Source organism: Microbacterium sp. E-13 (assembly GCF_049912955.1).
In the GTDB taxonomy this organism is placed as follows: Bacteria; Actinomycetota; Actinomycetes; order Actinomycetales; family Microbacteriaceae; genus Microbacterium.
Genome location: NZ_CP183973.1, coordinates 1,664,126 through 1,688,665 on the forward strand (window position 1 = coordinate 1,664,126; position 24,540 = coordinate 1,688,665).

Annotated in this window: 28 protein-coding genes; 22 read left to right on the forward strand and 6 right to left on the reverse strand. The window is 71.3% G+C overall.

All coding sequences use genetic code 11. From position 1 onward, the window contains the following. The first annotated feature begins 62 nt into the window (after nucleotides 1–62). The 4 genes from ACN9MP_RS07490 to ACN9MP_RS07505 are packed head-to-tail and all read left to right on the forward strand — an operon-like array spanning nucleotide 63 to nucleotide 4,415. Nucleotides 63–974 (forward strand): hypothetical protein, encoded by a 912-nt coding sequence (locus ACN9MP_RS07490; RefSeq protein ID WP_426325242.1) that lies wholly within the window; start codon nucleotides 63–65, stop codon nucleotides 972–974. Continuing rightward, complete coding sequence (locus tag ACN9MP_RS07495) at nucleotides 971–2,194, forward strand: cytidylyltransferase domain-containing protein (RefSeq protein WP_426325244.1); 1,224 nt, start codon at nucleotides 971–973, stop codon at nucleotides 2,192–2,194. The genes ACN9MP_RS07490 and ACN9MP_RS07495 overlap by 4 nt, the downstream gene beginning before the upstream one ends. Continuing rightward, nucleotides 2,191–3,063, forward strand: a complete 873-nt coding sequence (locus ACN9MP_RS07500; RefSeq protein WP_426325245.1) for an N-acetylneuraminate synthase family protein — start codon at nucleotides 2,191–2,193, stop codon at nucleotides 3,061–3,063. Before ACN9MP_RS07495 ends, ACN9MP_RS07500 begins: the two co-directional genes overlap by 4 nt. Continuing rightward, nucleotides 3,060–4,415 (forward strand): DUF6716 putative glycosyltransferase, encoded by a 1,356-nt coding sequence (locus ACN9MP_RS07505; RefSeq protein ID WP_426325246.1) that lies wholly within the window; start codon nucleotides 3,060–3,062, stop codon nucleotides 4,413–4,415. Before ACN9MP_RS07500 ends, ACN9MP_RS07505 begins: the two co-directional genes overlap by 4 nt. On the opposite strand, the gene ACN9MP_RS07510 is transcribed toward ACN9MP_RS07505, so the two are convergent. Then, entirely contained in the window at nucleotides 4,334–4,828 is a 495-nt protein-coding gene (locus tag ACN9MP_RS07510) for a PKD domain-containing protein (protein WP_426325248.1), read from the reverse strand. The genes ACN9MP_RS07505 and ACN9MP_RS07510 overlap by 82 nt on opposite strands. Before the next feature lie 269 nt (nucleotides 4,829–5,097). Then, on the reverse strand, nucleotides 5,098–5,613 hold the full coding sequence (locus ACN9MP_RS07515) for a hypothetical protein (RefSeq protein ID WP_426325250.1): 516 nt from the start codon (nucleotides 5,611–5,613) through the stop codon (nucleotides 5,098–5,100). 117 nt (nucleotides 5,614–5,730) lie between these two features. Here ACN9MP_RS07515 and ACN9MP_RS07520 point away from each other — a divergent pair, with 117 nt between their 5' ends. The 7 genes from ACN9MP_RS07520 to ACN9MP_RS07550 all read left to right on the forward strand — a co-directional run bounded on the left by ACN9MP_RS07520 (nucleotide 5,731) and on the right by ACN9MP_RS07550 (nucleotide 10,039). Then, the gene (locus tag ACN9MP_RS07520) at nucleotides 5,731–6,105 is read left to right on the forward strand and encodes a hypothetical protein (RefSeq protein WP_426325252.1); all 375 of its coding nucleotides are present in this window, start codon (nucleotides 5,731–5,733) and stop codon (nucleotides 6,103–6,105) included. 49 nt (nucleotides 6,106–6,154) lie between these two features. Continuing rightward, on the forward strand, nucleotides 6,155–6,520 hold the full coding sequence (locus ACN9MP_RS07525; RefSeq protein WP_426325254.1) for a TraR/DksA family transcriptional regulator: 366 nt from the start codon (nucleotides 6,155–6,157) through the stop codon (nucleotides 6,518–6,520). 1 nt (nucleotide 6,521) lies between these two features. After that, the gene (locus ACN9MP_RS07530; protein WP_426325255.1) at nucleotides 6,522–6,962 is read left to right on the forward strand and encodes a YchJ family protein; all 441 of its coding nucleotides are present in this window, start codon (nucleotides 6,522–6,524) and stop codon (nucleotides 6,960–6,962) included. A gap of 39 nt (nucleotides 6,963–7,001) precedes the next feature. Then, nucleotides 7,002–7,778, forward strand: coding sequence for an isocitrate lyase/PEP mutase family protein (locus ACN9MP_RS07535; RefSeq protein ID WP_426325257.1), 777 nt, complete (start codon nucleotides 7,002–7,004; stop codon nucleotides 7,776–7,778). Between the two features lie 64 nt (nucleotides 7,779–7,842). Beyond that, the gene (locus ACN9MP_RS07540; RefSeq protein WP_426325259.1) at nucleotides 7,843–8,937 is read left to right on the forward strand and encodes an NAD(P)-binding domain-containing protein; all 1,095 of its coding nucleotides are present in this window, start codon (nucleotides 7,843–7,845) and stop codon (nucleotides 8,935–8,937) included. A 167-nt stretch (nucleotides 8,938–9,104) separates the two neighbouring features. Next, nucleotides 9,105–9,320: an SCO4848 family membrane protein gene (locus ACN9MP_RS07545; protein WP_426325261.1), complete on the forward strand. Its 216-nt coding sequence runs from the start codon at nucleotides 9,105–9,107 to the stop codon at nucleotides 9,318–9,320. A gap of 74 nt (nucleotides 9,321–9,394) precedes the next feature. Further along, on the forward strand, nucleotides 9,395–10,039 hold the full coding sequence (locus ACN9MP_RS07550; protein WP_426325263.1) for an SDR family oxidoreductase: 645 nt from the start codon (nucleotides 9,395–9,397) through the stop codon (nucleotides 10,037–10,039). Nucleotides 10,040–10,041: 2 nt separating this feature from the next. Here ACN9MP_RS07550 and ACN9MP_RS07555 read toward each other — a convergent pair whose 3' ends face one another. Beyond that, on the reverse strand, nucleotides 10,042–10,335 hold the full coding sequence (locus tag ACN9MP_RS07555) for a DUF503 domain-containing protein (RefSeq protein WP_426325264.1): 294 nt from the start codon (nucleotides 10,333–10,335) through the stop codon (nucleotides 10,042–10,044). A 54-nt stretch (nucleotides 10,336–10,389) separates the two neighbouring features. On the opposite strand from ACN9MP_RS07555, the gene ACN9MP_RS07560 reads away from it, so the two are divergent. From ACN9MP_RS07560 to ACN9MP_RS07585, 6 genes are all read left to right on the forward strand, one after another. Further along, the gene (locus ACN9MP_RS07560; RefSeq protein ID WP_426325266.1) at nucleotides 10,390–11,439 is read left to right on the forward strand and encodes a zinc-dependent alcohol dehydrogenase family protein; all 1,050 of its coding nucleotides are present in this window, start codon (nucleotides 10,390–10,392) and stop codon (nucleotides 11,437–11,439) included. Between the two features lie 114 nt (nucleotides 11,440–11,553). Further along, a complete protein-coding gene (locus ACN9MP_RS07565; RefSeq protein ID WP_426325268.1) occupies nucleotides 11,554–11,721 on the forward strand; it encodes a hypothetical protein in 168 nt (55 codons plus the stop codon). A gap of 2 nt (nucleotides 11,722–11,723) precedes the next feature. Further along, complete coding sequence (locus ACN9MP_RS07570) at nucleotides 11,724–12,500, forward strand: PH domain-containing protein (protein ID WP_426325270.1); 777 nt, start codon at nucleotides 11,724–11,726, stop codon at nucleotides 12,498–12,500. A gap of 279 nt (nucleotides 12,501–12,779) precedes the next feature. Beyond that, entirely contained in the window at nucleotides 12,780–14,228 is a 1,449-nt protein-coding gene (gene rpsA, locus ACN9MP_RS07575) for a 30S ribosomal protein S1 (RefSeq protein WP_426325272.1), read from the forward strand. A gap of 139 nt (nucleotides 14,229–14,367) precedes the next feature. Further along, a complete protein-coding gene (locus ACN9MP_RS07580; RefSeq protein WP_426325274.1) occupies nucleotides 14,368–14,937 on the forward strand; it encodes a GIY-YIG nuclease family protein in 570 nt (189 codons plus the stop codon). A 98-nt stretch (nucleotides 14,938–15,035) separates the two neighbouring features. Beyond that, on the forward strand, nucleotides 15,036–15,722 hold the full coding sequence (locus ACN9MP_RS07585) for a hypothetical protein (protein ID WP_426325276.1): 687 nt from the start codon (nucleotides 15,036–15,038) through the stop codon (nucleotides 15,720–15,722). An 11-nt stretch (nucleotides 15,723–15,733) separates the two neighbouring features. Here the strand turns inward: ACN9MP_RS07585 and ACN9MP_RS07590 are convergent, their stop codons facing one another. Beyond that, nucleotides 15,734–16,666, reverse strand: coding sequence for a hypothetical protein (locus ACN9MP_RS07590; protein ID WP_426325278.1), 933 nt, complete (start codon nucleotides 16,664–16,666; stop codon nucleotides 15,734–15,736). A gap of 134 nt (nucleotides 16,667–16,800) precedes the next feature. Between ACN9MP_RS07590 and ACN9MP_RS07595 the strand changes: the two genes are divergently transcribed. Both ACN9MP_RS07595 and ACN9MP_RS07600 read left to right on the forward strand, forming a co-directional pair. Beyond that, a complete protein-coding gene (locus tag ACN9MP_RS07595) occupies nucleotides 16,801–18,480 on the forward strand; it encodes a sensor histidine kinase (protein ID WP_426325280.1) in 1,680 nt (559 codons plus the stop codon). Then, nucleotides 18,464–19,636 carry a hypothetical protein gene (locus tag ACN9MP_RS07600; protein WP_426325281.1) on the forward strand — a complete coding sequence of 391 codons (1,173 nt, stop codon included), beginning with the start codon at nucleotides 18,464–18,466 and terminating at the stop codon, nucleotides 19,634–19,636. The genes ACN9MP_RS07595 and ACN9MP_RS07600 overlap by 17 nt, the downstream gene beginning before the upstream one ends. Nucleotides 19,637–19,656: 20 nt before the next feature. On the opposite strand, the gene ACN9MP_RS07605 is transcribed toward ACN9MP_RS07600, so the two are convergent. After that, nucleotides 19,657–20,400 (reverse strand): response regulator transcription factor, encoded by a 744-nt coding sequence (locus ACN9MP_RS07605; protein ID WP_426325283.1) that lies wholly within the window; start codon nucleotides 20,398–20,400, stop codon nucleotides 19,657–19,659. Between the two features lie 536 nt (nucleotides 20,401–20,936). On the opposite strand from ACN9MP_RS07605, the gene coaE reads away from it, so the two are divergent. Beyond that, nucleotides 20,937–21,560 carry a dephospho-CoA kinase gene (coaE, locus tag ACN9MP_RS07610; RefSeq protein ID WP_426325285.1) on the forward strand — a complete coding sequence of 208 codons (624 nt, stop codon included), beginning with the start codon at nucleotides 20,937–20,939 and terminating at the stop codon, nucleotides 21,558–21,560. Between the two features lie 56 nt (nucleotides 21,561–21,616). Next, a complete protein-coding gene (gene uvrB, locus ACN9MP_RS07615; protein WP_426325287.1) occupies nucleotides 21,617–23,698 on the forward strand; it encodes an excinuclease ABC subunit UvrB in 2,082 nt (693 codons plus the stop codon). A gap of 18 nt (nucleotides 23,699–23,716) precedes the next feature. On the opposite strand, the gene ACN9MP_RS07620 is transcribed toward uvrB, so the two are convergent. Beyond that, entirely contained in the window at nucleotides 23,717–23,971 is a 255-nt protein-coding gene (locus tag ACN9MP_RS07620) for a hypothetical protein (protein ID WP_426325289.1), read from the reverse strand. 44 nt (nucleotides 23,972–24,015) lie between these two features. On the opposite strand from ACN9MP_RS07620, the gene ACN9MP_RS07625 reads away from it, so the two are divergent. Next, nucleotides 24,016–24,459, forward strand: a complete 444-nt coding sequence (locus ACN9MP_RS07625; RefSeq protein ID WP_426325291.1) for a MarR family winged helix-turn-helix transcriptional regulator — start codon at nucleotides 24,016–24,018, stop codon at nucleotides 24,457–24,459. Nucleotides 24,460–24,540: the final 81 nt, after the last annotated feature.

Sequence of the window (24,540 nt, forward strand, 5' to 3'; positions counted from 1 at the left end):
CCGGCACCCGTGGCGTTCACTCCGGGCGATCACCGTGAGGTGACAGCGCGAGAGGAGACGCCATGGCGCGTGAGGATGTGCTGGCGTGGGTCGAGTCGCCGCTGCAGCTCATCGGCGCCGCCGAGTGGGCGGCGGCCCACCGCACGACCGTTCCGGTGGCGGGGCGACTGACGCCCCAGATGTCGGCGACGGCGGACGAGCTGGTGGCGCGCGGTGCGCGCTTCGGTGCGCTCGAGCCGTACCTCGGCATCCCCTGGAGCCTGCTGTCGCGCCACGGCCACTGGCTCGTCGGCGACGGCTTCTCGGGGCAGTTCCGGCTCGCGGCCGCGCTGCTCCGCCCCGCGCGCGTCACCTTCCTCGACGACGGCGCACAGGCCATCGCCTACGCCGACGCGCTCCTCGGCCGCCTTCCGTACGCACGGCCCCACGTCGAAGAACGCGGCCTCACCACGCTCGTCGCACCCTTCGCCGCCGAGTTCGTCCAACGGCGCGCCGGCGCCCGCCGCGCCGGGATGTTCACCGCCTTCGACCTCGGTGCCGACCGCCTCGACGCGCTCGAGGACCGCGGATTCGGCATCCGTCGCCATGACTTCTCGTGGACGCGCGCGGCCGCCCCCGCCGCACCCGGGCTCGGCCGCCGCATCGTGCTCGGCAGCGCGCTGCCGGTCGACGGGCGCATGTTGCTCGTCGACTACCTCCGATGGGTGAGGGATGCCGCCGCCGACGGTGCCGTGTACCTGCCGCATCGTCGGGAGACGACGGAGCAGCTCGACGCCGTCGCGACGCTTCCCCACGTCCGGGTTCACGAGGCCGGTCTTCCCGTCGAACTCGTGCTGGCCGGCGCGCGTCAGCCGATGGACGTGCACACCCTGCCGTCGACCACGACCACCACCCTTCCCCTCGTGCTCGCGGGAACCGGAGCGTGCGTGTTCACCGGCCAGGCCCGGCGTTCGGCGGGAACGGCGGCGCCGTGAGCGAGGTCGTCGCCGTCATCCCGGCCCGCGGGGGCTCGAAGGGCGTTCCGCGCAAGAACCTGCAGCGCGTCGGCGGCGTGCCGCTCGTCGCCCGCGCCGTCGATGCGGCGCGTCGCTGCGCGGCCGTCGACCGCGTCGTGGTCACCACCGACGACCCCGACATCGCCGCCGTCGCTGCAGAGTGGGGCGCCGAAGTCGTCGAGCGCCCGACCGCCTTGGCTGGGGACGAGGCCAGCAGCGAGAGCGCCCTGCTGCACGCTCTCGATGAGCTCCAGGCGCGCGCGGTCGATGTCGGGATCCTCGTGTTTCTGCAGGCGACCTCGCCGTTCATCGACGTCGACGCGCTCACCGCCGCCGTGCAGCTCGTGCGTTCGCGCCGGCGCGACAGCGTCTTCTCGGGGGTCGAGACGTACGGTTTCCTCTGGGAGAAGGGCCTCGGCGGCGCCGCTGAGCCGGTCGACCACGACATCGACGTGCGTCCACGCCGGCAGGATCGAGAGCCCCACTACCTCGAGACGGGCGGCTTCTACGTTCTGCGCGCGGCCGGGTTCCGGGCGGCGCAGCATCGCTTCTTCGGCAGCGTCGGCATCGCCGAGGTCTCACCACGGACAGCGCTCGAGATCGACACCGCCGACGAGCTCGAACTGGCGCGCCGTCTCGCGCCGCTCATCGACCTCCGACACGAGCGCGACGTCGCGATCCCGGCCGACGCGGTCGTCACCGACTTCGACGGCGTGCACACCGATGACACCGTCCACGTCGACGAGAACGGCGTCGAGTCGGCCACCGTGAGCCGTTCGGACGGCATGGGCGTCGCGCTGCTGCGGGCCGCCGGCATCCCTGTCCTCATCCTCTCCACCGAGACGAACCCCGTCGTGGCCGCCCGCGCCCGCAAGCTCGGCGTCGAGGCGCGTCAGGGCGTCGCCGACAAGGCCGCCGCGCTGCGCGAGTGGGCCGACGAGCGGGGGATCGCGCTCGCGCGCATCGCGTATCTGGGCAACGACGTCAACGATCTCGGCTGCCTCGGTCTCGTCGGGTGGCCGGTCGCCGTCTCCGGCGCGCACCCGCTCGTTCTCTCCGCCGCACGCGTCGTGCTCGACCGCGCAGGCGGCGACGGAGCCGTGCGCGACCTCGCCGATCGCGTGCTGGCGGGCCGGACGGCGACGACCGCGCCGGTCGAAGCACACGAGCACCCCACCGCACGCCTGGAGGCACCATGACCGTCACCATCGGATCCCGCGTCGTCGGAGGCGGACGGCCCGCCTACGTGATCGCCGAGATCGGGCTCAATCACAACGGCGACGTCGAGCTCGCCAAGCGCCTCATCGACGTGGCCGCCGACGCCGGTGCCGACGCCGTCAAGTTCCAGAAGCGCACGCCCGAGATCGCGACGCCCGAGCACATGCGCGGCTTGCCCCGCGACACCCCCTGGGGTCGCATGACCTACCTCGATTACCGCCGCCGGGTCGAGTTCGACCGGGACGAGTACATCGAGATCTCGGATCACGCGCTGCTGCGCGGGCTGGAGTGGTTCGCCTCGCCCTGGGATGTTCCGAGCGTCGCGTTCCTCGAAGACCTGGGCGTCGCCGCCCACAAGGTGGCGTCGGCGTCGCTCACCGACGTGGAGCTGCTGGAGGCGCTGCGCGACACCGGAAAGCCTGTGATCCTCTCCACGGGCATGTCGACGATCGAGCAGATCGACGCCGCGATCACCGTGCTCGGCACCGACCGGCTCGTGCTCATGCACGCGACCTCGACGTATCCGATGGAGCCCGAGGAAGCCAACCTGCGCGTCATCCCGGCCCTGCGCGACCGCTACCCGGGTGTGCCGGTCGGGTACTCGGGCCACGAGCGGGGCCTGCAGATCTCGCTCGCCGCGGTGGCGCTGGGTGCCGTCGCGGTGGAGCGGCACATCACGCTCGACCGCACGATGTGGGGCTCCGACCACGCCGCTTCGCTCGAACCCGCGGGTCTTCATCACCTCGTGCGCGACATCCGGGTCATCGAGGCGGCTCTCGGCGACGGCGTCAAGCGCGTCTATCCCGGCGAGCTCGCGCCGATGGCGAAGCTGCGCCGCGTGCCCGCGTGAGTACCGACGCCGCGGGGTCGCGGCGGCCGTGTGTCGTCGCGATCGCCGACACCGACTCGTACGTGAAGTGGGCGGCGGCGCTCCTCGGCGGAGTGGGGGAGCGATGGGATGCCTCGCTCCTGGTGTTCGAGACGCCGCTGGTCGTGAGCGACGCCCAGCTCGCCTCGGCGCTCAGCGGCAGCGGGCTGAGCCGCGACCGTGTGGAGCGGATCGACTACCGCCGGCTGGTGGCGCGGCTGACCGAGCTGCGGGTGGACGCCGTCGTGATCGGTGCGCGCGGCCCGCTCGTGCGCGTGCTGGCGCGCGATCTCATGGCACTCCCGCAGCGGCCTGTCGTGGTGACCGGTCTGCCCGGCATCTCCATTCCGGCCACGCGCAAGGCCGTCGTGTACCGGCTGCAGTGCGACCTGTTCGTCGTGCACTCGCGGCGGGAGGTGCGAGAGTTCGGGGCGTTGTCGGCGCGCACGGGGTACGCGCACCGCTATGCGCTCGCGACGCTGCCCTTCGCCCGCGGTGCACGTGTCGCCGGGCGCTCCGGGGCGGCGGCAGAAGAGGGTGGCGGCGACCTGGTCTTCGCCGCGCAGGCGAAGGTGCCGGCCGAGCGCGGGGATCGGCTGAGCGTCGCGCGGCTGCTGGTTCGAGCCGCGGAGGCGGATCCTTCGCGCCGCGTGGTGCTGAAGCTGCGCGCCGGCTCGGGCGAGCACCAGACGCATGCCGAGCTCGACTGCTATCCGGAGCTCCTCGCGTCGCTGGGGCCCCTGCCGCCGAACCTCGTCACCTCGGTCGCCCCGATGCGCAAGGCGCTGTCGACCGCTCAGGGGCTCGTCACGGTGAGCTCGACCGCCGCGATCGAGGCGATCGCGCGCGGCATCCCGGTCATCGCGCTCGATACCTTCGGTGTCTCGCCGGAGCTCATCAACGAGACCCTCGCCGACGCCGATCTGCTCGCGGGCGAGGAGGACGTCGTCGCGCGCCGGTTCCGGCATCCGGATCCGGAATGGCTGGACGACAACTACTTCCATGTCCCGGAGGCCGACGACTGGACGGACGAAGTGGAGGCCCTGGTCGCTCAGCGGGCGGCTGGTCGCCTGCCGCGGCGGAGGGACCATCCGAGGCGAGGTGGCCGGCTGCGGGACGCCTGGGAGCGGAAGATCGCTCTCGGGCGCAGCGACACCTCGGGGGCGGGCGCCGTGGCGTACGCCGTCGGTCAGCCCGCGCGGACCGTGGTGCGCCTCGCGAACCGCGTGCGCCGGCTCGTCGGGCCCGGCGCTCAGCAGCCGGGGCCGGCGGGATCTTCGGCGCACGAGCGCTCGACGAGCGCGGTGCGCACCTCGACGACCCGCACGTCGTAGCCGGCGCCCTGCGCGCGGACCACGCCGGGAACCGTTCGCCACGATCCGCTGCCGAAGTCGACGGATGCCGCATACTCGACCGTCACCGACACCCGATACGTGCCGCGCGCCCGGTAGGCGTGGCTCGTCGCGGTCGGCGTGAACTGCCCCTGCCCGAGGCTGGTCCACGACGCCCCGCCGGTGGGCGAGCGCGTCGTCGTGCCGTCGCCGTTGTCGAACGCGAACGCGACCGGCACAAAGCGCACGGTCACGTCCCAGCCGAGCACCGTCCCGGGAATGCGCTGCTCGGATGCCGTCGCCAGCAGGTTCGTCGGCATGCCCACGACGCCGAATCCGGCCGGCTCGCCGCCGAGCGCCGGCTGAGCGGGGCGGAACGACGCGATGTCGGCGAGCGTCACATCGGGCGGACCCACGACGGCGTACTCGATGCACCGGTTGAGGGGACCGCAGTCCTTCGGCTCCGCCGGCCCAGAGGCTACGGGGGACGTGCCTCCGTGCGAATCCGGCTCGCGCGGAGCGGCGTGGCCCCGCTGCGTCTCCGATGCGGAGACGTCGATCTGCGAACCGGAGTTGGCGGCGCAAAGGCCAGCCGAGATGGCGTCTTGAGTACACGAGAAGTCCCGTGATGCAGCCGGTGTCGTTAGGGCAAGTGTGGTCGCCAACAGGGCGACCAATGGGGTGTTCAACACGTCCGATCCTGTGAGACGGCGCTCTCAGAAATGGTGAAGGACCCGCCTGTCAAGCGGAGGGTTACATCGAGGGCGATGGAAGCGTCACGGTCGGCCGGCGTGACGATGCTTCCTTCCTCATTCATGACCTGACTGCCCGAGGCGTCAATGCAGATGACGGCATCGACGCGATGGAAATCCTCGGAGGCATATTCAGCTTCGAAGCTCGTAAGAACGTTCGGTCCGACGACATGCAAATTGGACTCGTCCAACATTCGCCGCGTATCGAGGTCGGCTTCAAGCGCCTTGCCAGTGAGGAACTCTTGAGGATCCTTGGCGGTTGAATCTTCGCGCTTTGCATTGAGGGCGTCCACGTACGCGCGGTACGTCTCCTCGGCGGCGGCGAACGCCTCTTCCTCGCTCGCGAAGGGTGTGGTCGGGGTCGGCTCCGGCGCGTCAGGGGTCGCGCAGCCGGCGAGGGCGACCAGCAGCGCGATGCCGAGCACTGGCGCCGTCACCCGAGTCGTCACGCCCCCAAGCTAACCGGTGCGGCCGCAGGCCCTCCCGACTTATCCACAGGCCCGGAATGGTCGGCCGTGAATGCACGGGTACTGGCCGTGCAGTCACTGCGCTGACATCATGGCGCCATGATCCTCGCCAGACCGCTCGCCGCACTCATCGTCCTCGGCTTCGTGGTGTCAGTGGCCGGATGCTCCGCCTCCGGCGGATCGCCGCCGGTCATCGCCCCCGTGGTGCGCGATGCCGGCGACCTCCAGGGCGAGACCGTCGAGCTGCAGGTCGGCCAGATGCTCGACATCGACACGGGTGACCTGGCGGTCCACAGCTACAGCGGTGCGGTCGACGATCCGTCCGTCGCGAAGTTCATCGAGGGACGCGAAGACGGCGGCGCCACGTACAACCCGGGGATCGAGGCGCTCGCCGAAGGCAAGACGCAGGTCGTGCTCTCCAACGCCGACGGCGGCATTCAGGACGTCACCTTCACCGTAGAGGTCTCGGGGTGATGCGGCACGAATGCGGCCGGGTGGCGGCATCCGGGCATATTCTCGACCGATGACCACCGTCACGAGCCGGATCGAGCTGCGGGCGCTCCTCGACGAACTGCACGATGCGGCGACCGCGCGGGTGGCCGCGATCGACGAGACTCTCGCCGAGCTGCGCGCCGACCGCGGCTCGGACGTGGCCGACGACGAGCACGACCCCGAGGGGGTCACGCTCTCGGGGGAGTGGTCGCGCGCAGTGGCGCTCGAAGAGGCCGCCCGCCGCGAGCTCGCCGAGATCGACGACGCCGTCCGGCGTTGGGAAGCGGGCACCTACGGCGTCTGCGTCGACTGCGGCCGCAGCATCCCCGTCGCCCGTCTGAGGGTTCGGCCGTTCGCGACGCGCTGCGTGTCGTGCGCCGAGAAGGCGGGCGTCTGACGTGTCGTTCGGCGCCGCGGCAGCCCGTGCCGTTTCCGACGGCTTCCCGTCGATCGCCGACCCGGACCCCTGCCCGTGCGGCAGCGGGGATCGCTTCGACGGATGCTGCGCCCCCGCCCTCCGCGGCAGCCCGGCCCCGACGGCCGAGCGGTTGATGCGCTCGCGCTACACGGCGTTCGTCGTCGGTGAAGAGCGGTATCTCGCCGAGACCTGGCATCCGGGAACCCGGCCCGACGATCTCAGGCTCGACCCGGCGCAGCGGTGGACGTCGCTCGAGATCGCCGGAGTCGTGGCGGGACGCGAGGGCGATCAGCGCGGCGTGGTCGAGTTCCGCGCGGCGTGGCGCCACGGACGGGATCGCGGCGTGCTGCACGAACGCAGCCGGTTCGTGCGGCAGCGCGGGCGCTGGTGGTACCTCGACGGCGAGATCGATCCGGCCTGACCGGCCCGGCGTCGTCGCGGCGCCGATAACGTGAAACGCATGACCACTCAGGCACAGAAAGCAGAGACCCTCGCGCGCCTCCACGCCGCTCCCGAGATCCTCCGGGTCGTGAACGTGTGGGACGCCGTGTCGGCCCGCGCCATCGCGGCCCTTCCCGAGACGCGCGCCATCGCGACGGCAGGCCACTCGATCGCGGCGACCTTCGGCTATCCCGACGGCGAGGTCCCTCTCGACCTGGCGCTCGACATGATCGGGCGCATCGTCGAGGCGGCGGGCGATCTGCCCGTGACCGCCGACCTCGACGACGGGCGCGGTGACCCGGGTGAGACGGTCCGGCGGGCGATCGGCAAGGGTGTCGTCGGAGCCAACGTGGAGGACCGCCTGCGACCGCTCGACGAGGCGGTCGCCGCCGTCGAGGCGATCGTCGCGGCGGGCGAGGCGGAGGGCGTGCCGTTCGTGCTCAACGCCCGCACCGACGCCCTCGTGCGCGGCGGCAAGCGACCGGTCGACGAGTCGATCGCCGACGCGATCGAGCGTGGTCGCGCCTTCCTCGACGCGGGGGCCGACCTCGTCTTCGTACCCGGCATCCTGAACGCCGATCTCACGCGCAGGCTCGTCGACGGCATCGGCCAGCGGAAGATCAGCGTCATCGGCCTGCCCGGCGCGCTGTCGGCGGCCGAGTACGAGGCGCTGGGCGTCGCCCGCATCTCGTACGGACCCATGACGCAGCGCGTCGCGCTGACCGCCCTGCAGGATGTCGCCAGCGACCTCTACCGCGACGGCGTCATCCCCTCGTCGACCCGCAGCCTGAACTGAGGACAGCGCTTCGCCCGTCCGGCCCGCGGGAATCTCCCCGGGCCGGACGCTGTTGTGTCGGGGCATGGAGCCTGCACGCGTCGACGTCGTCGTGATCGGCGCCGGACAGGCGGGTCTCTCGGCGGCCTACCACCTGCAGCGCCGCGGATTCGTGCCGGTCCGACGGGCGACGGCGGGCGACGAGACGTTCGTGGTGCTCGACTCCGAGTCCAAGCCGGGCGGGGCATGGCAGCACCGGTGGCCGTCGCTGCGGATGGCCACTGTCAACGGCATCCACGAGCTGCCGGGCTTCGCCGTGCCGCCGGCTGATCCGGCGGCGTCGAGTCGCGTCATCCTCCCGGCGTACTTCGCCGAATACGAGGAGCGCTTCGCCCTCGACGTCATGCGGCCGGTCCGCGTCACGGCGGTGCGCCGCGCCGACGACGACCCGAACGGGCGGCTGCGGGTCGAGACAGGCGGCGGAGCATGGAGCGCGCGCTTCGTGATCAATGCGACCGGCACGTGGACGCGGCCCTTCTGGCCCCGCTATCCGGGTCAGGAGCGATTCCGCGGGCGCCAGCTCCATGTGGCGGACTACGTCTCGGCGGAAGAGTTCCGTGGGCAACGGGTCGTCGTCGTGGGCGCGGGGGTGTCGGCGGTCCAGCTCCTCGACGAGATCTCGCACGTGGCCGACACGCTCTGGGTCACCCGCCGCGAGCCCGAGTGGGTCGAGGAGGACTTCGACATCCCGGCGAGGGTCGCCGCCATCGCGGGCGTCGAGGACCGGGTGCGCCGCGGCCTGCCGCCCGGCAGCGTGATCTCGGTCACCGGCATGCACTGGACGCCGTGGGCGCGTGCCGCGCAGGCGCGCGGCGTGCTGACGCGGCATCCGATGTTCGTCTCCGTCGAGGAGGGTGGCGTCCGCATGCCCGACGGGTCGTTCGAGCCGGCGGACGTCATCCTGTGGGCCACCGGCTTCCGGCCCGCCCTGGACCATCTGGCTCCCCTTCGACTTCGTACCCCCGAGGGAGGCTTCCGCGTGGAGAACGGCCGGTCGATCGACGAGCCGCGCCTCTTCCTCATCGGCTACGGGCCGTCGCAGTCGACGGTGGGCGCGAACCGCGCCGGGCGCGACGCCGTGCGCGCCATCGTCTCGGACCGCGCCGCGCTCGCCGCCTGAGTCGCCCTGCCCGCCCGCGCCCGCCCCGCCGTCGGTCGGGCCCGACCTCGACCACCTGCCGCACCGCGGACGATCGCCGGATGGGAGGGAACTGGGATGCCGCCACCGCCGCCCGCGGCGTGGACGCGGTCGACGGCGGCAGGGGGAGCGGCCCATAGGCTCGAGGGGTGACGACGCTGCTCGCCGTGCTCCTCTTCCTCAATGCCGCCTTCAACGTCCTGGTGTGGCCGACGTTCTATCGCCGAGTCGCCAAAGACCCGCGGGCGCGGGACTCGCAGGGGCGGGCGACGCGGTTCCTCGTCGTGCACGGCGTGCTCATCGGTTTCGCGCTGGCGCTGGCCGCGGCATCCGTGGTCGCCGGCGTGGCCGCGCTCGCCGCGTGAGTCGACCTCACGCCTCGCCGGGGTGATCCGAGACCGGGCCTCGCGTAGCGTGGGGGCAAAGACGGAGGGAAACCATGGCGCGCATCCTGATCTTCGGCGGACACGGCAAAGTCGCCCTGCTGCTCGAACCCCTGCTCGTCGCGCAGGGGCACACGGTCACCGCCGTGATCCGCAACGTCGCACACGAAGCCGACGTCGCGGCGACCGGTGCCCAGCCGCTCGTGGCGGATGTCGAGACGCTCGACCTCGAACAGCTGATCAACGTCGTCGCCGGCAACGACGTCGTCGTCTGGTCGGCGGGAGCCGGGGGAGGGAACCCGTCGCGCACCTACGCCGTCGACCGCGACGCCGCCATCCGATCGATGGATGCTGCGGCAGCCGCGGGCGTGCAGCGGTACGTCATGGTCTCGTGGATCGGCTCGCGGGCCGACCACGGCGTCGACCGCGGCGACTCGTTCTTCCCCTACGCCGACGCCAAGTGGGCCGCCGACGCCCACCTCGCATCGAGCGGCCTCGACTGGACGATCCTGGCGCCCGGCACGCTCACGCTGGATGCGCCCACCGGTCGCGTGGCGATCGATCCGCAAGGCCCGGGCGCCGTGCCGCGCGCGGATGTCGCCGCGGTGGTCGCGGCCTCCATCGCGGACGACTCCACCATCGCCCGCACGATCAGGTTCGGCGGAGGCGACGAGGTGATCGGCCACGCCATCGCCGGCTGAGCTCAGTCGTCGCTCGAGTGCAACCCGCGCCGGGCCGACAGCAGGGTGACCTCCGGATGATCGGCGACAAGCCGCTCCGCGCGGTCGAGCACATCGCGCACGTGCGACGAGCCCGACGCCACGATCGACACGCCCACGAGGGCGCGGCGATGCAGGTCGTGCTCGCCCACCTCGGCGGCCGAGGCCTCCGTGCGCCGGCTGAGCTCGGCGATGAGCGGCCGCAGCACGCTGCGCTTCTCTTTGAGCGACCGGACGTCGCCGAGAAGAAGATCGAATTCGATCCACCCGATCCACATGGCTCCATCGTGCCAGCGGGCGCCCACCCGCGCCGTGACCCGTAGGCTCGGAGGATGCGCGCCACCGTCATCCACGCACCCCGCGACATCCGCGTCGAGACCGTTCCCGACCCCGTGCTCTCGACCGGCGCCGACGCGATCGTCCGCGTCGTCGCCGCGTGCGTGTGCGGCTCCGATCTGTGGCCCTACCGCGGCATCACCCCGACAGAGCGCCCGCACCGCATCGGCCACGAGTTCGTCGGCATCGTCGAAGAGGTCGGGCCCGAAGTGCGCGAGGTGCACCCCGGCGACTTCGTGATCGCGCCCTTCTACGTATGCGACGGCACCTGCGCGAACTGCGCGAACGGCGTCAGCACCTCATGCCTGCACGGCGGGTGGTGGGGCAGCGAAGACCGGTTCGGCGGCTTCGCCGACGGAGGCCAGGGCGAGCGCGTGCGCGTGCCGTTGGCCGACGGCACCCTCGCGGTCGTGCCGGGACCGGTGGCGGATGACGAGATCCCCGGCCTTCTGACCCTCAGCGATGTGATGGGCACCGGCCACCACGCCGCCGTCTCGGCGGGCGTCGGGCCCGGTGACAGCGTCGCCGTCGTGGGTGACGGCGCCGTGGGCCTGTGCGCGATCATCGCGGCGAGGCGGCTCGGCGCGACGACCATCATCGCCATGTCGCGGCACCCGCACCGCCAGGCGCTCGCACGCGACTTCGGCGCGACGCACGTCGTGGAGGAGCGCGGGGATGCCGGAGTCGAGGCGGTCCGCGCCCTCACCGGCGGGATCGGCGCCGACCGCGTGCTGGAGTGCGTCGGCACCAAGGAGTCGATGGATCAGGCGCTGCGCTCCGCCCGCCCCGGTGGCATGGTCGGCTACGTCGGCGTACCCAACGGCGGCCCCGAGCTGCCGGTGCGTCAGCTGTTCAACCGCAACGTCGGCGTGAACGGCGGTGTGGCGCCCGTGCGCGGCTACATCGAGGAACTGCTGCCCGGCGTCCGCTCGGGCGCCATTCAGCCCGGCCGCGTGTTCGACCTCGAGCTGCCGCTCTCGGAGGCCGCAGAGGCGTACGCTGCGATGGACGAGCGCCGCGCCACCAAGGTGCTGCTCCGTCCCTGAAGGGTCCGGGCGCCCCGCAGGGACGTCGCCCGTGATCAGCGACGCGCCCGCGCGCCTGCGCGCGCCCGGGCGCTCATGCGGTACAACAGCAGAAGTCGAAGGGAACCCCCACCCGTGAAACTCGTCAAGCGAATCGTGCTGGTGCTCGTCATCGCGTTCGCGGCGTTCTACCTGATCACCCGGCCGCAGGACGCGGCGAACGCGGTGCAGGGCGCCGTCGGCGCGGTCGTGGGCGCCGGTGTGGCCGTGGTCGACTTCTTCGTGGCTCTCGCCCAGGGCTGAGCATGTTCGATCCGCGGATCGAGAAGCACCTGATCACCGATCAGGGTGAGCGGGTCGTCGACGAGGTCCGCAAGCACTGGGCCGCCAGCGTCTCCGCGGCGCTCGAGCTGTTCGCCGGCTTCCTCGTGCTGCTCACCAGCTCTGTTCAGTCGCCGCTGTGGTGGGTGCCCGCCGTGCTCGGCACGGTGATCGTCGTCCACGCGGTCTGGCGGCTCTTCGAGCAGCACACCGACCGCTTCGTGGTCACGAACATGCGCGTCTTCCGAGTGCACGGCATCCTGTCCCAGCGCATCGCGACGATGCCGCTCACGCGCATCCTCGACATCTCCGTGCACAAGCCCGTCATCGGCCGCATCTTCGGGTACGGGCACTTCGTCTTCGAGTCGGCCGCCCAGGAGCAGGGCCTGCGGCACATCCGGTATGTCGGCGACCCCGACGGCCGCGGCCTCACGATCCAGCGCGTGATCCAGCAGGCCGGACTGCGCGGCGCGGCCGGTCGCCCCGACTTCACGGGCGCGCCCCTGATCCCGGTTGCGCAGCCCGAGCCGGCAGCATCCGTCATCGCCGTCGCCGCCCCCGCCGAGAGCCACTCGACCGCGCCCGTGCCCGTCGCCCGGACCACCGCGCCGCCGTCCGGATGGGACTGGCTGGCCGATGCGCAGCGCCGCGAGGACGAACGGCTCGCTCAGCTGCGGGGCGAGCCGACGCCGTCGGCGTCGCCGGCGCCGGCCTTCGACCCCGACCGCACGAACACCGCTCCGATCGACCTTCCGCGCTGAGCGGGATGACGCAGCGCCTCACAAGCGATGCGAAATCACGGCGCCTCGGGAACATCGCGAGCGACCCGGGCGTTCTGATACCCTGAAACGTCACTCGTGTGGCTGTTCAGCCACGCCTGAGCACCGGTTCGCACCGGTGACCGGATCCCGCAGGGGTCCGAGTGGCATCGCAAGAAAATCCGCTTCGCCTCGGCTCGAGGCATCCGTTCGCGCTCGCGCGGCCGGCTGTCGCTGAAAGCCGTGGCCCGAGTAACCAACCCAACAAGGACAACCCACTACATGACTACCGCAACGACCGCCCCGGCCACCAAGCAGGTCGCGATCAACGACATCGGATCTGCTGAGGACTTCCTGGCCGCGGTCGAGAAGACCCTGAAGTTCTTCAACGACGGCGACCTGATCGAGGGCACCGTGGTGAAGATCGACCGCGACGAGGTTCTCCTCGACGTCGGTTACAAGACCGAGGGCGTCATCCCCTCGCGCGAGCTCTCCATCAAGCACGACGTCGACCCCAACGAGGTCGTCAAGGTCGGCGACGAGGTCGAAGCCCTCGTTCTCCAGAAGGAGGACAAGGAAGGCCGCCTCATCCTCTCCAAGAAGCGCGCCCAGTACGAGCGTGCGTGGGGCGACGTCGAGAAGATCAAGGAGAACGACGGCGTCGTGACCGGTCAGGTCATCGAGGTCGTCAAGGGTGGTCTCATCGTCGACATCGGCCTCCGCGGCTTCCTCCCGGCCTCGCTCATCGAGCTGCGCCGCGTCCGCGACCTCACGCCGTACCTCGGCCAGGAGATCGAGGCGAAGATCCTCGAGCTCGACAAGAACCGCAACAACGTCGTGCTCTCGCGCCGCGCCCTGCTCGAGCAGACGCAGTCCGAGTCGCGCACCACGTTCCTCAACAACCTGCACAAGGGCCAGGTCCGCAAGGGCACGGTCTCGTCGATCGTCAACTTCGGTGCGTTCGTCGACCTGGGCGGCGTGGACGGCCTGGTGCACGTCTCCGAGCTCTCGTGGAAGCACATCGAGCACGCGTCCGAGGTCGTCGAGGTGGGCCAGGAGGTCACCGTCGAGATCCTCGAGGTCGACCTCGACCGCGAGCGCGTCTCGCTGTCGCTGAAGGCGACGCAGGAGGACCCGTGGCAGGTCTTCGCCCGCACGCACGCGATCGGTCAGGTCGCGCCGGGCAAGGTCACCAAGCTCGTTCCGTTCGGTGCGTTCGTGCGCGTCGCGGACGGCATCGAGGGCCTCGTGCACATCTCGGAGCTGTCGGGCAAGCACGTCGAGCTCGCCGAGCAGGTCGTGTCGGTCGGCGAAGAGGTGTTCGTCAAGATCATCGACATCGACCTCGAGCGTCGCCGCATCTCGCTGTCGCTGAAGCAGGCCAACGAGTCGGTCGACCCCGCCGGCACCGAGTTCGACCCGGCCCTGTACGGCATGGTCACCGAGTACGACGAGAACGGCGAGTACAAGTACCCGGAGGGCTTCGACCCCGAGACGAACGCGTGGCTCGAAGGCTTCGACGAGCAGCGCGAGAAGTGGGAGCAGGAGTACGCCGCCGCCCACGCTCGCTGGGAGGCCCACAAGGCTGCCGTCACGAAGGCCCTCGAGGCCGAGGCGGCTGCCCCGGTCGAGACCGGTTCCTCCTCGTACTCGTCCGACAGCGGCCCCGCGGGCACGCTGGCCGACGACGAGGCCCTCGCCGCTCTGCGCGAGAAGCTCTCGGGTCGCTGATCCTGAGCCGAGGCGCCCGGTTCGCTGAACCGCCGGCCGCCTGACCGCTCACGCATGGGGCCGCCACCTTCGGGTGGCGGCCCTTTCGCATACCCTCGGGTCGTCGTCGGGCGTCGGTGGCCGCGCGTAGTGTCGCGGTGTGCCCGCGAACCTGCTATCCGGCTCCTGCCTGGTCGACGATGACGGATGCCGCGGCCCGGTGTCTCCGGATGCGCCGGTGGCGCTGTGCGAGGCTCACCTCGCCGTCGTGGCGGAGTGGAGCGGTGACGAGTACGGCATCACGGACGTGCTGCCGTCGCCGTGCCGCCTCTGCGGCTCGCGGCTCGGCGTCCGCTATCCCTCGGGATGGCTGTGCGCGGTGTGCGAGTGGCGTCACGGCGAGATCCCCGACGACGACATCGCCCCGCCGCGCATCGACGTCGTGTACTACATCCGTCAGGCCGACCGAGTGAAGATCGGCACCAGCGCGAACCCTCGCCAGCGTCTGGCTGCCCTGTGGCACGAAGAGTTGCTGGCCTTCGAGCGCGGCGGACGCAGCCTCGAGCAGCGCCGGCACCGTCAGTTCGCCGCCGACCGGTATCCCCGCACGGAGTGGTTCCTGCTGTCAGCCGGGCTGCAGGCTCACATCGACGTCGTGGCCGCGGGAATCGACGACCCGTGGGACCTCCTCGCCCGGTGGCGGAGCGAGGCGCTGGCGGCGCGGGGCTGAGGCCATACGCGGCGCGAGAACGCCGGTCAACCCTCCAGCGCACTCAGAGGTGGGGCGCCTAGCGTGGTGGCACTCGCAACCAGAGGACGGAGCACACGATGGGATTCTTCGAGCGGATCTTCGGAGGCTCGGATGACGCGCGTCAGGCGCCGCCCGTGCCGCAGAACTCGTACGGCGCGCAGCCCATGGGGTCGCGGAGGCCGGAGATGCAGCCGCCGCGGAGCGAGGACGAGATCGCGGTCGAGCGGTACCGGTACCTTCTGAGGACGGCGCCACCCGAAACCATCGAGCAGGTGCACGCCGAGGCCTTCGCGAAGCTGACCGAGCCCCAACGGCAGCAGGTGCTCGCCGAGCTGTCGGCGGGGCTTCCGCCCGCCGAGCAGCCGCGCTCGGCCGATCCGCAGTCGATGGCGCGCGCCGCCACCCGAGCCGAGTATCAGAGCCCCGGCTTCATGGAGCGCACGCTCGGCCCCCAGCGACAGGGCGGCCCCTCGTTCGGGTCGATGCTCGGCTCGTCGATCCTGGGCACCGTCGTCGGCTACGTGATCGGCTCGGCCCTGGTGAGCTCGTTCCTGGCGCCGACCTTCGCCTACGACCAGGGCTATGAGGACGGTTCGTCGGCGGATGACGGGAGCGGAGACGCCGGAGCGAGCGGGGACGCATCGGCTGACGCCGGCGCCGACTCCGGCGGCGGGTGGGGCGGGGACCCCGGCTCGGGCTGGGGCGGCGACGCGGCCGGAGACATGGGAGGATTCGGCGACTTCGGCGGCGACTTCGGGTTCTGACGTGCCGCAGCTCACCCCTGCGGGCCGCCTTCACCCGGCGTGAACCGATCGAGGATGCCGGCGTCCTGCACCGGCGCGCACACGCTCAGCGGCGGCTGCACGCCGTCGGCCGGAAGGATCTGCGACTCGTCCACGTCGAAGGTGCAGGGATCGTCGATCAGCACCAGGTCGCCGGCCGGACCGGCGCCGAAGACGACGCCGTGCTCCGGGAAGGGGCCCGACGCGGCGCAGGAGATCGTGTCGGGAGCCACCTGGTCGCGCTCGCTCACGAATGCGCGGTAGAGGTCGCACTCCGGCTCGCCGTAGCCGGGCGGGAGCGGCGGCGAGTACGGCGAGCCCGTGGCGGGATCGATGGGCTCGGAGTCCGGCCGGTCGAGGCCGCCGTAGCCGTCGTAGCGCACCAGGGCGGCGGAGGCCAGTGCCCGGGCGAGCGCCGGATCTCCGTCGCAGGTCCGCACGAGGGCGCTCAGGTACAGCACGGCGTACCGCGAGTCGACGAAGCCCCACATCAGGGGATTGACGTCCTGCGTGTTCGAGAATTCGGCGGGGCGGCTGTGCACGACGTCGTTCAGGTAGCCGCGAGCCGAATCGCAGCCCTCGAGAAGGGCGGCGTAGGCCGGCCCGTCGTTCCCGTAGACGCTGGTGTCGCTCGGCGGAAGGGCGAACCCGTAGCGGGGCCCCGGGTCGACGGGGTCCGGGTCGGCTGGGCCGGCCGGGTCCGGGTCTGCGGGATCCGGCTCGGCCGGGCCGGGATCGTCCGGTGAGTCCGGGTCGGATGCGGAGCCGCCGTTCACGGCGGAGCTGTCGCCGCCCGAGCCGGCGGGGGAGTACTCGCCGCAGGCCGCGAGCGCCATGCCCAGCGCACCCGCCAGGAGCGCCGCGACCCACCAGCGCGGACGCGGTACACGGTGCGACGTGCCCGCCTCGTCCAGCGTCCTGTCCATGCTCTGAGGAGGGGTGGCGCCGGACGGCTGATACGCGGTGGGCGAGCCCCGTGGGACGGCCCCGGACCGCGCGCGACGACCGGCGAGGCGCGTTCCTCCCACCCCGGACCCGCGGCATCCGTTAGCGTCGCTGTATGACCGCTGCGACGCCGGGTGCGCGCGGGGGGCCTGCCGCGCGGTCCCGCGGCGCCGGGACCGTGCCCGAGGGCGCCGATCGCACGCGAGGCCGAACCGCGACGCTCAACCAGTTGCTGCTGGCGGCCGTCGTGTTCGTCCTCGGGGTGCTCGTCGCTGTGGGTCCGTTCGGCGGGGAGCCGGTGCTGTTCTTCCTCGGGGTGGTGATCGTCGTGGGCGTGACCGCCCTCACGCTCGCGGTTCCCTGGAGCCGCGTGCCGTATGGCTGGCTCGCCGTCGTGCCGGCGACCGACATCGTGGCCATCACGCTCATGCAGATCGCCGCGCCCGACACGGTGCTGGGACTGCTGTGGATCTTCCCGGCGACGTGGCTGGCCGGCGGCTTCGGGCTGCTGGGCCTCTTCGGCGTGATCGTCACGATCGCGGGGATCGTCAGCGTGCTGACCGTCCTCAGTGCGACAGAGGTGACCTACCGCACCCTGCTGCTGCCGCTCGTGCTGTTCGCCGTCGCAGCGACCAGTCACCTGAACGCGCGGCGGTCCGACGCGCAGCGGATGCTGCTGGCGAAGCAGTCCCAGCTCCTGCGCAGTGTGCTGGAGCGCACCCGTCGGCAGGAGCAGGTCGTCACAGAGGTGCTCGACGCCGTCGACTTCGGCGTGGTCCGGATCACGCCGGACGGGCGGGTGGCCGTCAGGAATGACGCCCACGGGCGGCTTCAGCAGGGCCTGGAGCCCGACGGCGAGCAGTCCGAGGTGGCCCCGTTCCGCGACGACGGCGCCTCCCCTCTACCGCCCGACGAGCTGCCTCTGGAGCGTGCTCGCCGTGGCGAGGTCTTCGACGACCAGATCGTGTGGTTCGGCGCGGAGCCCGGTCCTCGCCGGGCGCTCACCATCACGGCGCGGCGCCTCACCGACCCGGACGGCGGCGACGTCGGTGCCGTCGTCGTCTCGAGGGACGTCACCGCCGAGCTGACGGCTCTCCGTGCTCGCGACGACCTCGTGGCCTCGGTCTCCCACGAGCTGCGCACTCCTCTGACGTCGATCCTCGGCTACCTCGACCTTGCGATCGAGGACCCGGATACCCCCGACGCCGTGCGTGCCAGCCTCGACGTCGCCGAGCGCAACGCCGAGCGGCTGCTGCGCATCGTGGCCGACATCCTCGCGGCGTCGAGCTCGTCGTCATCCTCGGTCGAGGCATCCCTTGCGCCGCAGATGATCGATGCGCGCGAACTGGTGGCGGCGGCCGCGGATGACGCGGAGGGGCGAGCGGCGGCGCGCGCCATCACGATCGATCGCACCGGGCTCGAGCCGGCGACCGCGTGGGCCGACCCCCTTCGGCTGCGCCAAGTCGTCGACAATCTCGTCTCGAACGCGATCGCCTACAACAAGGACGGCGGCACCGTCTTCGTCGGGACGACCACCGACGGCGCGTCGAGCTGGATCCTCGTCCGCGACACCGGTGTGGGCATCTCGGAAGAGGACCGCTCGCGGCTGTTCCAGCGCTACTACAAGGCCGGCGGCGAACGACGCGCGGGCACGGGCCTCGGCCTCGCGATCACGCGCGACATCGTGCGCGCCCACGGCGGGGAGCTCGGCCTGCACAGCGCGCCCGGCGTCGGCTCGACCTTCATCGTCAAGATTCCCGCCGTCGCCCCGGAAGGAGATGGTCGTGACCCTTGATCTTGCGAGCGTGCTGATCTTCACAGCACTCGTCGTGAACGTCAGCGGCGTGGTGTTCATCCTCGAGACGATCCTGCGTCGCGACGAGGGCGCGGGCCGCATCTGGTCGATCGCGTTTCTCTCGGGCATGCTCACCACGCTCGCCTACACGATCTGGGTGCAGTCCGGCGGGGCATGGTGGGCGACCGCCGTGGGCAATGCGGCGTTCGTCGCCGGTACGGGATGCATGTGGCTGGGATGCCGCCGCTTCAACGGACGCCGCATGCGCTGGTCGTCGGTGCTCGTGGCGGCGGCGGTGCTGGGCGCGGCCTTCGCCGTCGCCGTCGAGGGCGAGGACGGCGGCGACTGGGCCGGCGCCCTCTGGATGTTCGTGCCGCTGCTGGTGTTCGCGGGGGCGGGATCCGTGGAGTGCCTCCGGGGCGACATGCGAGAGTCGCGCACGGCGTGGGTACTGGGCGCGGTGCTCGGCTTCCAGTCGCTGTACTACGTCTCCCGCACCACCGCGTTCGTGACCTCCGGTCCCGACAGCGCACTGTTCCAGGCCGCCTTCGGCACGATCACCACCAGCTACCTGACCGTCACGCTGACCATCGTGGCGGTGGTGGTCACGTCGGTGCTCCGTGCGAGCCGCGCGCCGATGCGCGGCTACCTTCGCGACGCCCCCGCCCTCGACGACGAGCAGGGGATCCTGAGCGACGAGTCGTTCGCGGTGGTGCTCGAGGGCCTCTGCCGTCGCGCCGCACAGCGCCTGGAGCTGGTGGCGGTGACCGCCGTGCGGCTCGACGATCTCGACCAGATCTCGACGGCGTTCGGCAGCGATGTGGCCGGCGCGGTGGCCGAGACGTGGCGCTCGGGCGTGCGGCGCCACGCACCGACCAACGCCGTTGTCGGGCAGGACGGGCCGACCGGCCTCGCCTTCGCCCTCGCGGTGGGCTCCGCGCAGGAGGCGCGCCGTCAGGCGGGCGCCGTCTATCGCGGCCTCTTCGACGACCTCGGCAAGGTGGGTGGGGGAGTGATCCCCGTCGTCGGCGTGGGGGTGGCGCTCAGCGAGACGGCCGGTTACGACCCGGCCGAGCTCATGCGCGTCGCGCGCGAAGCCGCCAGCCGCGCCGCCGCCAATGTCGAGACCTCGGTGCTGGTCGACGAAGGGGAGTGAGGGGTCCCGGACGCCGCCATTCAGGCGGTGAGCCGGTACCCGACGCCCCGGACCGTCTCGATCCAGCGCGGCTGCGAGGGGGATTCGCCGAGTTTGCGCCGGAGATTCGCCATGTGCACCTCGATCGCGCGGGCGTCGCTGTCGGACACGAAGTCGTTGACGGCGTACTGATCGCCGCGCAGCATGAGCGCGAGGTCGGACTTCGCGCGCACGCGGCGGCCGGCGACGAGCAGGTCGGCGAGGATGTCGAACTCGCTGCGGGTCAGCTCGACGTCCCGGCCGTCGACGGCGACGAGGTGGGTCTCGGCGTTCAGGCGCAGCCCGTGGTGCTCGAGCCAGACCCCCTCCGGGGTCGCCGGCGTCGTCGCGGTGTCGGGGTCGGCCGGGGTGACGTTGCGGGGGCGGCGCAGCATCGCGTCGATGCGCGCGCGCAGTTCGCGCGGCCGGAACGGCTTCGCCACGTAGTCGTCGGCACCGGCCTCGAGGCCCTGGAGGGCGTCGATCTCCTCCGTCCGGGCGCTCAGCATGACGATGTAGGTCGAGCTGATCGCGCGGATGCGCTTGGCGGTCTCGAATCCGTCCATGCCCGGCATGTTGACGTCGAGCGTCGTGACGAGCGGACCGTGCGCGCGGACGAGCTCGACGCCGTCCGCGCCGTTGGCCGCCCCGTGCACGTCGAACCCCGCCTGAGCGAGGACCGTCGACAGCAGCGAACGGATGTCTTCCTCGTCTTCGATCACGACGGCGACGCGCGCTTCTTCCACCGATGCACCCTCCGGATCCGCTGCTGGGGTCGACGGATCCTGGACGTCGGTCATGATATCCCAGAACGCGCTGCGGAACGGGCGGTGTGCGGCATCCATCAGGCGCGAAGCCGCGGCGGGCGGGCCCGGGAGCGCGCTGCGCGTCCGCCCGGCCTCCCGCCGGAGGGGAAGAACGCGCGTAGGGCGGGAGAAGCCCCCCTATCCCGCCCCGCGCGCGTCCTTTGTCCGCGGACCCCGGCCGTCTTCGTCCCCACGCGGACGGCCCGTCCGCTCCGGAGGAAGATCCGGGGGCACCCGTTCTCGCGAACGGAGATGCTCCGAGTGCAGTGGGACGGATGGTCGTCGCACGCCACCATGTCGCGTCCGGCGTTCATCTGCCGTCCCTCCCCAGCTCTGCACTGGTGGATCTTTCCTTCGGGTGCCCCGAGGCTACGCTCGCCTCCTCAACTCCGGCTCAGCCGTGCCTCAGGAACCGCGCAGGCTTCACCCGCGTCTCCGCGCGGCGGTTGGACCGCCGGGCATGGCATGCTCGATCCATGCCGCTCGTCGCCCTCACCGGAGGCATCGCCTCGGGAAAGTCCACGATCGCCCGCCGTCTCGCCGAGCACGGCGCCGTCGTCATCGACGCCGATCAGCTGGTGCGCGAGGTTCAGGCCCCCGGCTCGCCGGTGCTGGCGGCGATCGCCGAGGCGTTCGGAGAGCGGATGCTGCTCCCCGACGGGTCGCTGGACCGCGCTGCCCTCGGCGGGCGCGTGTTCGGAGACGAGGCGGCCATCGCACAGTTGAACGCGATCGTGCATCCCGCCGTGCGCGCCGAGTCGGCCCGCCGCTTCGCCGAGGCCCTCGCCGCAGACCCCCGCAGCGTCGTCGTGTACGACGTGCCCCTTCTCGTGGAGGCACGCGCCGACGACCCGTGGCAGCTCATCGTCGTCGCCCATGCGCCGGCCGACGTGCGAGCCGAGCGGCTCGTGCGGCTGCGCGGGCTCACGCCGGACGAGGCGGCGGCGCGCATCGCCTCGCAGGTGCCGGACGAGGCGCGTCTGAGGATCGCCGACGTCGTGATCGACACCACGGGGTCGCTCGAGGAGACGCTTCGGCAGGTCGACGCGCTCTGGCAGGGCCTCGACGAGCACCTCGCGGCGCGCGCGGCGCGCTCGTAGCATCCGCTCGGGGCGAACGCCGCCCCGATGTCGGAGGCGCCGCCTACGCTGGATTGGTGCAGACCACTCGATCCGTCCGGCCGTTCGAGGTCGTGAGCGAATTCGCCCCCTCGGGCGATCAGCCGCAGGCGATCGCCGAGCTGGCAGCCCGCATCAACGCCGGTGAGACCGATGTCGTGCTCCTCGGCGCGACGGGCACCGGCAAGTCGGCGACGACGGCGTGGCTCGTCGAGGCGGTTCAGCGGCCGACTCTGGTGCTGGCGCACAACAAGACCTTGGCCGCGCAACTGGCGAACGAGTTCCGCGAGCTCATGCCGAACAACGCGGTGGAGTACTTCGTCAGCTACTACGACTATTACCAGCCCGAGGCGTACGTCCCGCAGACCGACACCTTCATCGAGAAGGACTCTTCGATCAACGCCGAGGTCGAGCGTCTGCGGCACTCGACGACGAACTCGCTCCTGTCGCGGCGCGACGTCGTCGTGGTCAGCACCGTGTCGTGCATCTACGGCCTCGGCTCGCCCGAGGAGTACCTCCGCGCGATGGTGGCGCTGCAGGTGGGCGAGCGGTACGACCGCGACGCGCTCATCCGCAAGTTCATCGCGATGCAGTACAACCGCAACGACGTCGACTTCTCGCGCGGCAACTTCCGCGTCCGGGGCGACACGATCGAGATCATCCCCGTGTACGAGGAGTTCGCGATCCGCATCGAGCTGTTCGGCGACGAGATCGAGGCGCTGTACATGCTCCACCCCCTCACGGGTGACGTGATCCAGCGACTCGACGCGGTGCCGATCTTCCCGGCGACGCACTACGCCGCCGGCACCGAGACCGTGCAGCGGGCCATCGGCACCATCGAGCACGAACTCGAGGAGCGGCTGAAAGAACTGGAGTCGCAGAACAAGCTGCTCGAGGCACAGCGCCTGCGCATGCGCACCACCTTCGATCTCGAGATGCTGCAGCAGCTCGGCTTCTGCTCGGGCATCGAGAACTACTCGCGCCACCTCGACGGCCGCATGCCGGGCGAGCCGCCGCACACACTGCTCGACTTCTTCCCCGACGACTTCCTGATGGTGATCGACGAGTCGCACGTCACGGTGCCGCAGATCGGCGCGATGTACGAGGGGGACGCCTCGCGCAAGCGCACGCTCGTGGAGCACGGCTTCCGGCTGCCGAGCGCGATGGACAACAGGCCTCTTCGCTGGGACGAGTTCAAGGATCGCGTCGGGCAGACGGTGTACCTCTCCGCGACGCCGGGCCGGTACGAGATGGGTATCGCAGACGGAGTGGTGGAGCAGATCATCCGTCCGACCGGCCTCGTCGATCCTGAGATCGTGGTCAAGCCCTCGAAGGGCCAGATCGACGACCTGCTGGAGGAGATCCGCATCCGCGCGGGTCGCGACGAGCGTGTACTCGTCACGACGCTCACGAAGAAGATGGCCGAGGAACTCACCGACTTCCTCGGCGAGCACGGAGTGAGGGTGCGGTACCTGCACTCCGACGTCGACACGCTGCGGCGCGTCGAGCTTCTCAGCGAGCTGCGTGCCGGGGTCTACGACGTCCTGGTCGGCATCAATCTCCTCCGGGAGGGCCTGGATCTGCCCGAGGTGTCACTGGTGTCCATCCTCGACGCCGACAAGGAGGGCTTCCTCCGGAGCGGCACGTCGCTCATCCAGACCATCGGTCGCGCCGCGCGAAACGTCTCGGGTCAGGTGCACATGTACGCCGACTCGATGACGGATTCGATGCGCAACGCGATCGAAGAGACCGACCGCCGCCGCGAGATCCAGGTGGCCTACAACACCGCCAACGGCATCGATCCCCAGCCGTTGCGCAAGAAGATCGCCGACATCACGGAAGTGCTGGCGCGCGAAGCATCCGACACCGATCGGATGCTGCGTGGCAAAGCGGCTGCCAAGACGAAGTCCGGCATGGGCAAGAGCCCGACCCCGCAGCTTCGGCGAACCGGCCTCGCCGCGGAGGGCGCCGAGCAGCTCGAAGCGACCATAGCCGACCTCAGTCAGCAGATGCTCGCCGCGGCGGGCGAGCTCAAGTTCGAGCTCGCCGCGAGACTGCGCGACGAGGTGCAGGACCTCAAGAAGGAGCTGCGCGCCATGGAGCGCGCAGGACACGCGTAGCGTTCCGCGCCGGCCCCGCTAAGGACAGTGCATGAGGGGCTTGGGCCCCGACCTGTCGAACGTGTGCCGCGAGATCGGCGCCCCGCACAGCGGGCAGGCGTGCTCCGCGCGCTCGGCTGCGCTCGGCGGCGGAGTCGTCTCGTACGGGCCCACGGCGGCCGGACCTGCCAGTCGGATCAGGTTGGCGTTCAGGTAGGCGTACCACCCGCCGGCCTCGCGCACGCGTTCGCGAAGCGGGCGACGGTCACGGGGCGCGGCATCCGTATCAGGCATGTTAATTAGTGTACTAATGATTTGCGCACGATAGACTCGCGGACGTGACCGCTTCCGGCCTCAGTTCCGACGACCTGCTCAAGCTCGACAACCAGGTGTGCTTCGCGCTGGTGACCGCCGCGCGCAATGTCGTCGGTCTGTACCGCCCGATCCTCGAGCCCCTCGGGCTCACCCATCCGCAGTACCTCGTCATGCTCGCGCTCTGGGAGCAATCGCCTCGCTCGCTGCGCGAGCTCGCCGCCGAGCTCGCGCTCGAGCCGGCGACGCTCTCGCCGCTGGTGAAGCGGCTGGAGGCGCAGCGGCTCGTGACGCGCTCGCGGCGCGGCGACGACGAGCGCGTGCTCGACGTGCGGCTCACGGAGGCCGGTCTCGCGCTGCGCGAGCGGGCACTGGAGGTGCCGGGCAAGGTGATGGCGAGCGTGGGGACCGATGCGGCCGCGCTGCTCGCGCTGCGCGACGCCCTGCAGCCGTTCGCGGGCGCCCGCTGACCGAAACGCGAGGGCGACCTGCGCCGAACCTGTGAACGGAGGCGCTCCGGAGCCTATGTCGGAGGCCCCGCCTACACTTGT